Origin of the sequence: Dehalobacter sp. MCB1 (assembly GCF_003590275.1) — a bacterium.
Taxonomy (GTDB): Bacteria; Bacillota; Desulfitobacteriia; order Desulfitobacteriales; family Syntrophobotulaceae; genus Dehalobacter.
Window position 1 is genome coordinate 87,425 of record NZ_LXPC01000018.1, and the last position, 13,700, is coordinate 101,124.

A 13,700-nucleotide genomic window follows, 5' to 3' on the forward strand; every position below is an offset into this window, starting at 1 on the left:
CTAATAACACAACAGGCTTTGAAGCCTGCGTACATTTTTCCGTTCTCCGAAATCAAAAATCTCCATAAACGCGCAATATTTGTCCGCCGCGATGACAATGCAGGTCTCCTTATATTTAGGCAGCTTTATCGTCATAGGCCACATATGCTTGCATATAACGTCCTGTTCCAGTTCGCTTAAATGGAAATATTTATTCGCATTTTCCAGCGCAACGCGGGGGTGTGTGAACCCGTGCAACCCCTCATGCGATTTTTTGATATGCCAGTCGTACAGGAAAAAATCGTGAAGGAGCCCGCCTCTGGCCGCGGAGCGGTAATCAAGGCCCAGCCTTCTGCAAACAAGATAGCCGCTGTATGACACATAAATACAGTGCTCCAGGCAGTCGATATCGCCATGCTGTATATAATTTTTCATTGACTTGACCATATCATGGTCAATCAGGTCGTGGATACACTCGATATATTCCTGATCGTCAGAGGAATCCGCCTTTAAACGTAATTTTGAGATAATCCAATCTACCACTCCGGATGCTCCTTTCGCATGATGATTTTCAGCGCCTTGACCTGAACATGGAAATCACAAGCCCTAAAACGATAACGGCGGCAAACGCCAGGCCTGTTTTGAGTACGGTAATATTGAAAACAACCATTTCGCCGCTTGTATTCGCGCTGAGGCCGGAGCTTATAAGGACACCGGCGATGATGATGCTTACGGCAAGCAATATCACGCTGAAAGATATTCTGTTGAAAATCCGTTCCAATCGCTTTTTAAGGTCATCCATCTCTTTCATCTCAAAAGGAACGGTAAAGTCCTCATCCTCCGCTTTGCGCAGGAGGTTTCGCATGGCAACAGGGAATTCAGTGAGCAGGTTCCCATAATTGAGCAGGTTCTTTTTTATTTGGCTTTTCACCTTATCGGCCGAAAACGACTGGTAAATCAGCTTTTTTGCAATGGGCTCCGCCACGACAAAGGAATTAAGATCGGGCGCCAGCTTTTCCAGCAGCCCTTGAAGCGTTCCCAGGGTTTTGGCGAGCAGCGCGAATTCACGCGGTATTTTCACATGGTTTGAAAACGCCGTCTGAAAGACTTCCTGAAGCAGCTCGTCAATCTTTATCCCGCTCATCGGCATGGTCAGGTATTTTTCGATGATTGCGCCGATACCCCTTTCAAAATTTTTAACATTGCGGCGGTCAGGCATGGCGTCCATATCAAGGATGGAGCTGACCACCAGGCCGGTGTCTTTGGAGGCGACGCCAATAAAAAAATGGGAGATCATTTCTTTGCGGGTTCCACTCAGGCGGCCTACCATCCCCAAATCGAGAAATATGATCGTCCCGTCCGTCAGAACCTGAATATTGCCCGGATGCGGGTCTGCGTGGAAAAAACCGTCCCGGAGCACCTGGTTGCATATGGACGCTGCAAGCCTCTCTGCGAGCTCCCCGCGGTCGATACCCGCCTGATCCAAGGCATCGGAATCGCTGATCTTGATACCCTCAACATATTCCATAGTAAGCACGCGTTTTGTCGTGTATATCCATCTTATCTTTGGAACTGCAACGCCTTCATCCTGGCTGAAATTGCGCAGGAAGGTATCGGCGTTTTCTCCCTCTTTCGTAAAATCCAATTCATTTTGTATTGTCTTTTCAAACTCCGCCACCATTCCACTGAAATCATAGAGTTCTCCATATTTCGTGCGATGGTCGACAAAATGCGCCAAATTCTTGAGAATATCCAAATCCAGATGGATGATGTCTTCAATGTCCGGTCTTTGAACCTTTACGGCGACCTGTTTCCCCGAAACCAACCGTGCGCGATGGACTTGGGATATTGACGCCGAGGCGACAGGCTGCTCGTCGAATTCTTTATAGATATTTTCCAGATTATCATCAAATTCAGCTTCAATGAGCGCTTTTACCCTGGAAAAAGGGAAAGGTTGCACCGAATCCTGCAGCTTTTTAAGCTCCTCGGTAATATCAGCTGGTAAGATATCCCGCCTTATGCTTAAAATTTGGCCCAGCTTGACAAACGCCGGTCCCAGTTCTTCCAAAGCCAGCTTCAGCCTTTTCCCGGCCGAAGTCCCGGCAATATCAGGCGTGGTGCCGGCGTCTGAAACTTTGCCTTTTATCTTTAAAGGGTACCGGAGCCCAAACCGCTCCAGCATCAGCCCGAAACCATGCTTTGTAAAAACAGCGATGATCTCCCTGTATCTCCTTGCGTGAATGCGCTTATAATGCATCTTATCAACCCTATCCTGCCATCCCGCGGCATTGCAAAAGATGATCCGTTTCATCCGCGCAAACGGACGGAGCGGACGCTCTTTTGGAATTAAGTCAAAGGGGAAAGGACGCATACCAACCTTTCATAAGTCAGTTAAAACGCCTTACGGTTGCTCCGCGTCCTTTCCCAAATCTGCCGGTTTTCCAACATCCCGGGGTATTGCTCCCTTTACTTTGTGTCCTCGTTTTCCCGAAGCGCCTGCCGTACTTGTTCCCGCACAATTTCTGTGATTTCTTCCTTTGTGACGAGGTCTTCCTTTTTTGCCACGTTCACATGACCCAGGGCATTTGTAACCTCCTCAGAAATCAGCTTTTTCAGCTCATCCCTCTGCTCTGCGCCCCTTTGCACAAGTTCTCCGGCAAATTGACGGGCGTCTTTTTTTGCCACCTCGCCTTTGCCAACCAACTCTTCCACGAACTCCTCCACCTTTTCCCGTGAATACAGCAATAGTCCCAAGCCCAGGTTGACCGATTTTTCAAATGAATTTGACATGACACATACTCCTTTTTAATTTAATAAATTTTCCGCCAGATTTAAGGATTCAAAGGCGCTATCCCTGTCGGAGCCGAGTATTACTTGAATGGATGTCCCAAATAGCGCGCCGAACGCTAATTGCGCTATGCATTTGGGAGAATACCGCTGCAAACTTTTGCCCGCTATCGTGTCAACCGGCAGATTTCTTTCGATGATTTCCGTGATGGCGTTAAACAAGCTGTCCAGTTGTTCCCTGAAAGACGGAATCCATAAAGCCTGGGCTGTAAAATCAATAAAAAGCCTTAAAAGCTTTGGATTATCTCTAATCAGTTCCTTAAAGTATCTCACAAGAGACGCGAGTTTATCCTTTGCAGCCGCTGTAGATTTTAGAGTAGCCTCGATTTCACTTAAGTATTGATCCATCATCATATTGATGACTTCACTGAATAAATTTTCTTTATTCTTGTAGTAATATGCGAGCTGGCTCAATGCGACACCGGCCTCATCGGCTATATTGCGCATGGACACGTTCGCATAGCCATTAGCAGAAAGGCAATCATAGGCCGTATTAAGAATCTTCGCTGATGTATCTTCTTTTTCTGTTTTTCGTTGCATCATTACACCTCCACGCATAGTTCGGACGACCGTTCTAATTCTATCATATTGTTTTACCTTTGTCAAACGATAAGATTTTTTCCTCGCTATTATGAATGAATCAGGCAGGCCAAAAATATACAGTAAACGTTACTCTTACCGCCGGGTTTACTTTCGGCAATGAGCCGCCTACTAAATTACATTACCAAAACGTCTCTCCTGAGTGAGGTATGCTTCTATAATCTTAATGAGTTCTTCTTCTGTGAAATCTGGCCAAAGTGTATCGATAAAGAATAATTCGGTATATGCCATCTCCCATAATAAATAATTGGATAGTCTGCTTTCTCCTCCGGTACGTATGAGCAGATCAGGCTCCGGTATATTTGCCGTATCCAAATAAGCAGAGATCGTTTTCTCTGTGATATTTCCTTGTAAAATAGAAGTATCAGCCATCATCTTTTGGATTGCCCTTTTAATTTCATCCCTGCCACCATAATTAAATGCTACCTGCAGGTGTAAACCCTGTTGCGAGCAGGTCATGGCTTCTGTCCGGGAAATGATATCCTGGAGGGAGGAATTTAACTTTGACTTATCACCTATTACAGTAAGCCTGATTTTATTCTCCATGAATTCCGAACAGGTATCTTTCAGGTAATTATAAAGAAGCTCCATTAAGAAAGTTACCTCTTCTTCAGAGCGTTTCCAGTTTTCCGTCGAAAAAGCATAGACGGTCAGATATTGAATACCCAACCGGCTGCAAGCCTCTGTCATTCTCCTTAAATTTTCACAGCCTTCCTTGTGCCCATAGATTCTTGGCATCAGCCGTTTTTTTGCCCATCTGCCGTTCCCATCCATAATCATAGCAACATGGACAGGCATATCATTTTTATATTCCATCATCCTTGCCTCCACCAAAAAACAAAAGACCCTTATTGTTTATATCAATCATATCTTGCGATATCATTTTAAATATGCATTTTTTTGTTCAATTCCTTTATCATATTTTCTCCCTGAAAGATGAATATTGCTGACAGAAAGATAATACTGACCGCAACACATAGGATGGACGGGTAAGGCGTTTTTACCCCGTCAAGCAGAAGAGAAATGATTGGGATGATACCAAACAAACAATCCAACATGGCATAGGTAATATATTCCCTGATACTGAGCTTCATAATCTTTGCCGTTATATACATAACCAGTTCGGCCGACACGCATACAATCGGTATTAAATAATCCAATGACCAGCCCTTCCAGCCCGTCTGCCAGTCCCAAAAAACAGACAGCAATGACACAACGGCCACCTGCCAGATGATGGTTTTCGGTATATTATGCCCTTTCCGCACAACGACGATTAGTCCAATCCACATACTGATAAGTCCGAATATAACGAATATCGGCCAATTCCCAGCGGCAGGAAAAATCTTCTGAATAGTAACACTGGCTACTACTGCGGTAAAAGATATAAATACCAAAATCCGGATTGCCAGATGGCTCTCGTACGCTCGCGGTATATCGGGGAATATCTCTTCCCGGGCAAAGTCAGAGTTGGGCGTTAAAAGAGTGTTGCCGCATAATACGCATTTTTCTTCTCTTCCCCGGATGCGGATCCGGCACTCACTGCAATACTGCATTCGGCTTATCCTTTCCCTCAGATATTGGACGATATCTCAATCTCAATTTCAGCCTTTGAAAGCAGCCGAAAAAACGTTCTTTGGATATTGGTTTCCCGATATGGGGAGGAAATGCTCACGACCAATCTGTCACCGTAGGAGCACAAGGTCATCTGGGGCCTTCTGGCACTGATGCAGGCAGAAAACTGCCGGATAGCGGAATGAAGTTCCGTGGGCATGGATATCTTCCCAAGATTGGATACCGTTGATGTTGTTTGTCTTCGCGCTAAACCGGCAACAATCCGGAGAATGAGATCTTTTATTGGTAAGGGTATAATACGGGTAAGCAGGTTTTGTTCCATTGCCATATATTTATTTGACCGATTATTCAGATACTCCACTGTAATATACTTCTTAAAATGATCACTCACACTCTCAATCACAGTTTTCAAGTCATCAGTGTCCTTCTCATAGCTGTAACCAATATTAATGCAGCTGAAAAAATTTCTTGCCGTGACCGACTCGTAATATTGCCGCAGGTTGACCGGGACAGTCAAAATCACCGGATGGATCTTCTTTCGCGCATGCATATCCTTACCGATTGCGTAAATGTATAACGATGTGAGAAAGACTGTCAGCGTTGTATGATATTTATGGGCCTCATTCAAAACATTCTGGGTGGACATAGAACCTTCAATCAGATTTAATCTGTTATCGGCCCGTCTCACCCCGTGAATTTGATACGCCCTTACAGCTTTTGGGGTTTGCATTTTACTGTTCTTTTGACTGCCGCCGACAAAATATTTATCGAAGCTGTCATCCATAAGCCCACTTATTGAAGAATGATCATTGACGAGAATCGTATTCGCAAATTTTTCTTCATGTTTGAACATCAAATAGTAATATACGAGGGCTTGAAGAAAACGGACGGCCCCGGTGCCATCGGAAAGAGCGTGAAATACCTCAAGATTGATTCTGTTTTTATAATAAATCACCCGAAACAATAGGTTGTTTTTATGTCCCAGATAAATTGGCGCGCATACCGTGTCTGATTCGATCTGGACTTCCGGCCTGATATCGCTGGCTTCAAGATAATACCAGAATATTCCCGTTCTCATGACAGACCGATAGAGAGGGTAATCATCGATAGTCCTATCCAGCGCTTTCTGCAGAAATTCGGAGTCTACCGCTTCATACAATTCACAGACAAGCCGAAACACCTTGGGGTCTTTTACACTCCAGGTTGCCGGAAATATTTTTGAGGCATTTTCAAGGCTTGTCCATTCGATATCTTTTTGATGCTTCATATCCTTAATTCCATTTCAACGCTGTGCGTCATAATAAGAACCACTTGCCCGGATTCTCATCAGCCCATAGAAAATTACTTATGATTTATATTATACAAAAAACGTATGAGCGTGCTTTTATAGCTGTTTTTCAATACGATTCATTGTTGTCCCCGTTTGTGCTGCTACACAGACATATTACAGCCATACTGTGCGAAGAGCAAATATTTTCGAAAAAAGCCATTTCTTTACCCAATATTATTATATAAAAAGATAAAATATATATTTACCGGAAACGCCAATAATCATTTTTATCCAAAATACTATCATATGATTTTCGGGTATTTCATGGGTTTATCCTTGAAACATAATCGTTACCGCAAACCCGCCGACGAAACAAAGAAAGTTCGTTTATGGGCTAAGTCGCTCCACGCAGTAAAACCAAGCTATCATAAGGTTTGTATTTGCCAAGATAGTAAACGTCTGTTGCTTTTTACCCATGTGTTTATTATAATATGATTAATGAACGGTTGCAATGGTTATTCGAGAGAGCATGTGATGCTTATGCCACAATACGCGCTATATTTGTTTAGTATTTGATGGGGAGATATTATGAGCGATATACGCAATAATGACCGAGTGGATCGGCGCTGTATTAAAACGAGGAAAGCGATTAAACAAGTTTTTATTCGGCTTATGACAGAAAAAGATATCAGCGATATTACAATCAAAGAAATTGCGGACCAAGCAGATATCAACAGAAAGACTTTTTATTCCCATTATACAGATGTGAACGGGGTACTGGATGAAATAGAAAACGATATATTGGAACAACTTTGTGGAATAATTGAGAGCTTTGATATTCAGAAGGCCATCTATGACCCTTATCTGATCTTTAAGGAACTGACCAATATCATCAACGATGATTTCGACTTCTATAAATATTTCCTTCAATCCACGTCTGACAGCAGGTTACTGGAGAAAATAAAACATATACTGAAAAATAGGATTATCGAACTTGTGGGACCCGAAATAAATAATAAAAAAATGCTGCCATATGCAATTGAGTTCGCAGTATCCGGTATCCTATCCATATATAGAGAATGGTTCAATTCTGATCGGACGTATTCACTGGAAGAAGTGTCTGCTTTTGCAGGTTCATTGACTTTTAATGGATTATATGCGATTTTTAGATAAAGAAGCGGCATAATTAAACAATGGCGAAAAGTCTTCCAAGCGGCTTTTCGCCATTGTTTTTACATCCATGCGCGGATATCTTCTATAAAATAATTGAACGGAGGCAGTTACCTTGGGACGGTCTCCTTCGTTCTGTTTTCATAGCAAAGCGGTGGAACTAAACTGAATAGTAAAGCAATATTCATCTTTTTAGCGTAATCCTCATCATCTTCTTGTACGGGAAGCTTTATACCGCAGTATATTCAGAATAAAATGATGTAGATAAGGATGTCGTTCTGATCGGAACGACATCCTTTTTTGTCGTTTTTGCGATTTCCCTATAACTTTTCTATAACTAAACTATAACTTTTCTATAATATTTCCAGTATTCTTAAAGTGATAATAGGATAATTATAACCATCAACCTTATAGCAAATAGGTTCATATCTGGTTAGCTATGGCGTAGATGCAACATGGAACGCTGCACGATGGTAACAAAAAGCCATTGTTTCAGCATGGATTTAACGTCCTGTTTATGCAAGTAGTAGCTGTTTTTGCTATACTGGTGCTTCGTGAATACATTTTCAAAGCCACAAAATACTGGCGAGAACATAGGTACAAGCGGCACTTCTAAGAACAACCAAAGGTATAAATAGCTTGGATAACGAAAGAAAAAAGCAGTTGGACAAGCTCTATAGGCTTAGTCCGAAAGAAAGATATATTTTATTGCTTTTCTGCTGGCAGAGATTTTCTCTTAAACGAATTGCCAAAACAATAAGCCTGCCAGTGTTTATAACAAAAAAACGTCTTTATGCTGCGTTGAATAAGGCTGTGAATTCTTTGGAGGTGTGAGTATCGCAGCCGCTTGAACATAAATCAAAAATGAATAATCTTATGTTAAGGGCAAACCCGCCGAAAGGCGGGGACGCAAAGCCAAAGGGTCTACGACGCTTAAAAGCGTTATGATAGCCTGGTTGCCAAGTGTTGCATGCGGAAGCCTGCCCTTTTTTGGGCAGGCTTTTGTGCTGATGATCCATTTGCAACTTTTGATGGATGTTTTTTGTAATGGCTATTTAGGCCCCCGACTTTCGCCATTTGCTATGAGCGAAAGGGGTATCGGACATGTATTGTAACCAATCCCATAGGAGACTGAAATAAAGACGAAGGATTTCGTACATATTCATGTTTCCTTATAATTTCATACAAAAGTAAAAACCTGGTGATTTGCACTGTGCAAATTGCTGGGTTTTTTCTTTCGACTTTTTTCTTCCTATTTCGACCAGTTTCTACCAATCTTTTGGTTATACGGATTTACACAGTAGATACTGACCGTCCCCGTTGCCGCTCTCCTCCGCTCTCCATTTTTCGATTTCTAAAATTCGAAAAAATGGAGGACTATATCATGTCTGAGCAAAAAGAATACACCATTATTGTAAAAGGTAAACGAGTCCCAGTGACTCGAAAAGTATATAAAGCGTACTACAAGGAATACGAATATGCCCGGAATATCACCAGAAAGGCAAAGAAGCATGAGCTTTCCTTGGAAAAATTAAAGGAAGATGGCGTAAACCCCGCTTATATGTGTACTTCGCCATCTCCGGAGGACATGGTCATCCAAAAGGAAACCCAGGCTAAGCTACACAAAGCGTTATCTTCTTTGCCGAAGGACGAGCAGAAGCTCATTTATGAGTTCTTTTATAAGAAAAAGAGTGAGCGGGAGCTTGCGGCAGAAACCGGAATACCGCAGAAAACCATCAATGACCGGAAGCACCGTATCTTTGGCAAACTAAAAGAACTTATGGAAAAGTAAAAAAAATCCGCTCAATCCCCTCATTTCTTCCTTATAGAAGTGAGGGGATCTTTTTTCTTCCCCTCAAGGGTTCTTTGAAAATTGAATATCCGATGACCTGAATACGTTAGCTGACGGACCCAAAAAGGGAAAGCGACCCCGGAGGATGCGCCAAGACCACCTGTAAAAGGACAGATGAAACACGAAGCCACAATTTTTTGTTCATTCATTCCTGTTTCTTTTATCAAAGACGGCCAAATAAGGTGCAAAGCGGTACCCATCCGTCCGGAAAACAGCCGATGGCAAGCTGTTTCGCAATGATCCCGTCAGCCTATAATGATACTTCTGCCCAGTCACAGCCCCCCTTGACCGGGGGATCACGCAATGAGGGCAGCCGGCAGAGATCCTGGCGGGGGTGAGATTCCCATGATGCGGCTTAGCCGGCCGCAGTTCAGGCCGTCGCCCAAGGCTCGGGAAGTAGTGTCAAATAGAGCCATAAGCAGAAAAAACAAAGACTTAATGTCAGAAGCCATGAGGGTCGCCCAAAAGCAGGTGCGTCATGCGCCTAACTTCATTACAGGGCGGCCCTTATGTTTGTGCCATTAAAACATCTACAAACATAAGGAGGATTTACTTATGATGAACGCAGTAAAGGATACCGGAAAGAGCAAAGTAGTCACCATATCCGTCAGCGGACATCCAGTAACGATCAGCTTTGCTGATGAGTACAATCCGCATATTGCGAATATCGTAAAAAATGCGCTGATTGACTCCTATATTCGGAAAAACATCCCGCATTCTCTGGAGACGATGGCTTAATGGCGCGCTCCATAAAAAGCGGCCACAGTAATGAATACTGCGACCGCTTTTTGCTTTGCCCCGCTTGATTAAGTGTCTTTGCGCAGAATATCCAAATAGGCGCTGTAAGCAAAGATTCGCGTCCGGCTGGCTTTGTCTGTTTGTATCAAAATGCCCTTTTCCATGAGAACGGTCACGGCTCTTGAAACAGCGTTATAGGACAAACCGAGCGCTTCCGCGGTCTTCTTGATTTCGATGATCGGACTTGTTTCGAGATAGCGGAAGACCTTCAAGACGGTCTGCGTTGTTCTGTCCGGCGCACCGATCTGAGCAATACTCTTATCGTGCAGTTCTACCAGCCGGTCAATCGTCGTCACCGCATCCAACGCGGACTCGTGTATCGCCTGTAAAAAGAACTTGATCCATTGCTCATAATTGCCCTTATTGCGCACCTCGGTCATGCGGTCGTAATATTCGATCCTGTTCTTTTTGAGAAAATACGAGATGTAGAGTGCCGGTGTGGTCAAAACCCCTTTCTCCATCAAAAACAAGGTGATCAGCAGCCTGCCCACTCTGCCGTTGCCATCCAAGAACGGATGGATCGTTTCAAACTGATAATGGATCAGCCCCGCACGAATCAGAGTGTCGAGGTCGTCGTCAGCATTGAGATATTTCTCCAAGTCCGACATGGCGTCCTGCATATCATCGGGCGAGGGCGGGATATACCTGGCGTTGCTTAATGTACTCCCTATGCCGCCAATCCAATTCTGCGATGTACGAAATTCGCCAGGACTTTTTTCCTGCCCCCTTACGCCCTGCATTAAAACCGCATGCGTCTCCTTCAGGAGTCGATTGCACAGCGGCAGCTCCTTCAGCCTTTTGATCGCAAACTCGGTCGCCTTGATATAATTGATGACATCCGCGACATTGCGATTGACGTTTTCATCGAGCATTGGGTTCAGGACATCATCAAGCGTTGCCTGTGTGCCCTCTATCTGTGAGGACAACAATGCTTCCTTCCGAACATACATAGTGACGAACAAATCCACATTGGGAATTCTCATGGCGATGCCGGCTAACAGAGTGATTTGATTATTGGCCTTTACGAGCAGTTCAACCGCCTCATTATCCAGCGTGATCGTTGGGACGGGTGGCAAGGCCGCAGGCACAAAGGATTTATATGCCATATCCCCGGACAAATTGTTTTTAAGAGTTCCGGATCTTTTCTCCATCTTAGCTCACTCCTTTAAGTGAAATAACTGTACATATTATAACTCTTTTATTTCCTCTAATCAAGAGTTGGTGAAATATATCCGTTTATATTATGCTCATTATTTCATCAAATTATAATAACGAGAAATATGGAGGGAGAAAAATTCGCCTTTATTTCATCGGAATTCTCGCTTTTGTATAGCTATCTTCGGCCAAGTGTGCGATAATCGGATTGGCGAATACCGTGTTCCTTGATAACTGAATAGTGATCAAGTGTCCGATCTTCTCACACAATTTTTATGAGAGGACGGATACTAAAATGGCTGAAAGAGTTTATTGTTTATACAGGGTTTCCACATTAAAGCAAGTGGATCACGACGATCAAAACCAAGCTGATATACCGATGCAGCGCAAATCCTGCCATGAGTTCGCCGACAGAATGGGCTGGACGATCATCCATGAGGAACAGGAAAACGGTGTGTCCGGCTTTAAGGTCAGCGTTGCTGATCGAGATAAGGTCAAGCTCATACAGGAGCACGCAAGGCAGGGCAAGTTCGACATTCTGCTGGTCTTTATGTTCGACAGGATCGGTCGTATTGCGGAGGAAACGCCCTTCGTGGTGGAACAGCTTGTCGAATCCGGCATCAGAGTATGGAGCGTCAACGAGGGAGAGCAACGGTTCGATTCCCACACCGATTTTCTCACCAACTACATCCGCTACTGGCAAGCCAGCGGCGAGAGCAAAAAGACCTCCATAAGAACCAAAACGGCATTAGGTCAGATGGTGCAAGAGGGCAGGTTCCGTGGCGGCGGTGTACCATACGGATATCACCTCGAAAAAAGTGGTGTCATCAACAAGCGAAAACATGAGGTTTTCAAGCTCGTCATTGACGAGGGCGAAGCCCGCAACATCCGCATGATGTTTGACCTCTGCATAGGCTCCGGTTATGGCAGATGGAAAATCGCCACCTTCCTCAACGATCAAAGAATCAAAACCCGCGCCGGTGAGAATTGGCACGAAGCCACGGTGGGACACATCCTGCACAATATCATGTACATCGGTGTTCTGCGAAGCGGCAAAACCAAGTCGGAGATTTTTGATGAACTGCAGATTATCGATCCCGCCAACTTCAACCTCGCACAACAGCTCATGGCAGAGCGCGTCAACGAGTACAATGAAAACCGCACCATGCCTCGCAACACCAGCGGTCAATCCCTGCTGTCCGGTAACATCTTCTGCGGGCATTGCGGTGGCAGACTGACGTTGACCACCAATGGAACGGTGCGAAAGAACGCTGCCGGAGAGGAAATCAGCCGCAAAAGAATCCGGTATGTCTGTTATAATAAGACGCGCAAACGTGCCGAGTGCGACGGGCAGACCGGATACACCATGCACATCCTCGACGGGGTGGTGACCGATGTTCTGCATCAAGTCTTTGACCGAATGAAGAATGTCAGCGAGAAGGACATCATAGGCCGTACACACCGCATGGCTGCAGTTAGTTTGGGCGAGCGCATCGGCAAAGCCAAAGCGGAATGCGCCAAGACGACCAAAGAGTATGAATCCCTTAAAACCGAGGTCATCAAGGCCGTGCAGGGGCAAAGCAAGTTCCAGCTTGATCTCTTGTCCGAGCTGGTAGATGACGCTCGCGCTAAGATGATGCAGGCCAATGAAAGGCTCACCGAGCTCAACAGCGAGCTTGAAAACAGCAACAGCAAGCTGGCTGAGATCAAAGCAGACTACGACCACATCCTCGCGTGGTCGGAGCTCTTCGACGATAGCGACATGGCGGTAAAAAAGATGATCGCTGGACACATCATCAAGCGCGTCTATGTTTACTCCGATTACAGGCTCCACTTTGAATTCAACATTAACTTCGCCCAATTCGACCTCGGCCTCGACATACCTAATGAATATGACGATCTGCCACTTGCCCAATAAACGAAAAGCCCTGCCCGAAAACAAAACGGCAGGGCAATATATTCAGCCTCTCCAGATTGACACCTGTTCTCAGAATGGCTACAATAGCGATATCGGATATTATAATGAATTTGGGGCGGATTGTTGCTTGGCGGGTGTTTGATGGAGTTATACCTCGAAATGTCATTGCGGGGTGTTCCACCGATCTGGTGGGAGAGCGCTTGAATGGCATTCAAGAGGTCGCCGGTTCGATCCCGACTACCTCCACCATTACAGCTTCATTCAGTGATACAAGGTGACTCAAAAATTTTTTTGACTATATTTAACGTTATAATACGGTAAGTATGGAAAAAATTTAAGGATTGAAAAGTTGAGACAGAAATGTTAAGATGACAATCCTGCCGCAGACGATGTTTGTGGTCAACCAAATCGGAAGTTAAAATGCTAATGCCATCCGTGGCGCATTTTAACTTAGCGCCATCCATGGCGCGTCGTTCTTTGAAAACTGCACAACGAGAGAAGCAGAATGCGAAATGCGAAGTAAAGACAACGAAAAGACG

At 44.4% G+C, this 13,700-nt stretch carries 13 protein-coding genes and 1 riboswitch; of the genes, 4 read left to right on the forward strand and 9 right to left on the reverse strand.

The window, feature by feature from the left end:
• The 7 genes from A7K50_RS13525 to A7K50_RS13555 all read right to left on the reverse strand — a co-directional run bounded on the left by A7K50_RS13525 (window position 1) and on the right by A7K50_RS13555 (window position 6,265).
• Window positions 1–522: an HD family phosphohydrolase gene (locus A7K50_RS13525; RefSeq protein WP_119776872.1), complete on the reverse strand. Its 522-nt coding sequence runs from the start codon at window positions 520–522 to the stop codon at window positions 1–3.
• Window positions 523–550: 28 nt separating this feature from the next.
• Window positions 551–2,350 carry an AarF/UbiB family protein gene (locus A7K50_RS13530; protein ID WP_348980865.1) on the reverse strand — a complete coding sequence of 600 codons (1,800 nt, stop codon included), beginning with the start codon at window positions 2,348–2,350 and terminating at the stop codon, window positions 551–553.
• Between the two features lie 95 nt (window positions 2,351–2,445).
• Window positions 2,446–2,769: a hypothetical protein gene (locus A7K50_RS13535; protein ID WP_119776874.1), complete on the reverse strand. Its 324-nt coding sequence runs from the start codon at window positions 2,767–2,769 to the stop codon at window positions 2,446–2,448.
• Between the two features lie 15 nt (window positions 2,770–2,784).
• Window positions 2,785–3,369: a TetR/AcrR family transcriptional regulator gene (locus A7K50_RS13540; protein ID WP_243103764.1), complete on the reverse strand. Its 585-nt coding sequence runs from the start codon at window positions 3,367–3,369 to the stop codon at window positions 2,785–2,787.
• A gap of 168 nt (window positions 3,370–3,537) precedes the next feature.
• Entirely contained in the window at window positions 3,538–4,245 is a 708-nt protein-coding gene (locus A7K50_RS13545; protein WP_119776878.1) for an isoprenyl transferase, read from the reverse strand.
• Between the two features lie 65 nt (window positions 4,246–4,310).
• The gene (locus tag A7K50_RS13550; RefSeq protein WP_119776879.1) at window positions 4,311–4,979 is read right to left on the reverse strand and encodes a DUF6320 domain-containing protein; all 669 of its coding nucleotides are present in this window, start codon (window positions 4,977–4,979) and stop codon (window positions 4,311–4,313) included.
• Window positions 4,980–4,996: 17 nt separating this feature from the next.
• Window positions 4,997–6,265 carry a hypothetical protein gene (locus A7K50_RS13555; protein WP_119776881.1) on the reverse strand — a complete coding sequence of 423 codons (1,269 nt, stop codon included), beginning with the start codon at window positions 6,263–6,265 and terminating at the stop codon, window positions 4,997–4,999.
• Window positions 6,266–6,856: 591 nt separating this feature from the next.
• Here A7K50_RS13555 and A7K50_RS13560 point away from each other — a divergent pair.
• From A7K50_RS13560 to A7K50_RS13580, 3 genes are all read left to right on the forward strand, one after another.
• Window positions 6,857–7,441: a TetR/AcrR family transcriptional regulator gene (locus A7K50_RS13560; protein WP_119776882.1), complete on the forward strand. Its 585-nt coding sequence runs from the start codon at window positions 6,857–6,859 to the stop codon at window positions 7,439–7,441.
• An 871-nt stretch (window positions 7,442–8,312) separates the two neighbouring features.
• Window positions 8,313–8,402: riboswitch (cyclic di-GMP riboswitch) on the forward strand.
• A gap of 420 nt (window positions 8,403–8,822) precedes the next feature.
• Complete coding sequence (locus A7K50_RS13570) at window positions 8,823–9,230, forward strand: sigma-70 family RNA polymerase sigma factor (RefSeq protein WP_119776886.1); 408 nt, start codon at window positions 8,823–8,825, stop codon at window positions 9,228–9,230.
• A 615-nt stretch (window positions 9,231–9,845) separates the two neighbouring features.
• A complete protein-coding gene (locus A7K50_RS13580) occupies window positions 9,846–10,028 on the forward strand; it encodes a hypothetical protein (protein ID WP_119776889.1) in 183 nt (60 codons plus the stop codon).
• Between the two features lie 68 nt (window positions 10,029–10,096).
• On the opposite strand, the gene A7K50_RS13585 is transcribed toward A7K50_RS13580, so the two are convergent.
• The gene (locus A7K50_RS13585; protein WP_119776891.1) at window positions 10,097–11,239 is read right to left on the reverse strand and encodes a Fic family protein; all 1,143 of its coding nucleotides are present in this window, start codon (window positions 11,237–11,239) and stop codon (window positions 10,097–10,099) included.
• A gap of 299 nt (window positions 11,240–11,538) precedes the next feature.
• Here A7K50_RS13585 and A7K50_RS13590 point away from each other — a divergent pair, with 299 nt between their 5' ends.
• Window positions 11,539–13,161, forward strand: a complete 1,623-nt coding sequence (locus A7K50_RS13590; protein ID WP_119776892.1) for a recombinase family protein — start codon at window positions 11,539–11,541, stop codon at window positions 13,159–13,161.
• 257 nt (window positions 13,162–13,418) lie between these two features.
• Here the strand turns inward: A7K50_RS13590 and A7K50_RS14250 are convergent.
• On the reverse strand, window positions 13,419–13,700 hold a 282-nt coding region (locus A7K50_RS14250), incomplete at its 5' end, for a hypothetical protein (RefSeq protein ID WP_207666500.1).

Coding starts and splice junctions, on each gene's coding strand:
- A7K50_RS13580 (WP_119776889.1), top strand. CDS start 9,846: ATGATGAACGCAGTAAAGGATACCGGAAAGAGCAAAGTAGTCACCATA.
- A7K50_RS13550 (WP_119776879.1), bottom strand. CDS start 4,979: ATGCAGTATTGCAGTGAGTGCCGGATCCGCATCCGGGGAAGAGAAGAA.
- A7K50_RS13530 (WP_348980865.1), bottom strand. CDS start 2,350: ATGCGTCCTTTCCCCTTTGACTTAATTCCAAAAGAGCGTCCGCTCCGT.
- A7K50_RS13545 (WP_119776878.1), bottom strand. CDS start 4,245: ATGATGGAATATAAAAATGATATGCCTGTCCATGTTGCTATGATTATG.
- A7K50_RS13585 (WP_119776891.1), bottom strand. CDS start 11,239: ATGGAGAAAAGATCCGGAACTCTTAAAAACAATTTGTCCGGGGATATG.
- A7K50_RS13555 (WP_119776881.1), bottom strand. CDS start 6,265: ATGAAGCATCAAAAAGATATCGAATGGACAAGCCTTGAAAATGCCTCA.
- A7K50_RS13570 (WP_119776886.1), top strand. CDS start 8,823: ATGTCTGAGCAAAAAGAATACACCATTATTGTAAAAGGTAAACGAGTC.
- A7K50_RS13535 (WP_119776874.1), bottom strand. CDS start 2,769: ATGTCAAATTCATTTGAAAAATCGGTCAACCTGGGCTTGGGACTATTG.
- A7K50_RS13540 (WP_243103764.1), bottom strand. CDS start 3,369: ATGATGCAACGAAAAACAGAAAAAGAAGATACATCAGCGAAGATTCTT.
- A7K50_RS13560 (WP_119776882.1), top strand. CDS start 6,857: ATGAGCGATATACGCAATAATGACCGAGTGGATCGGCGCTGTATTAAA.
- A7K50_RS13590 (WP_119776892.1), top strand. CDS start 11,539: ATGGCTGAAAGAGTTTATTGTTTATACAGGGTTTCCACATTAAAGCAA.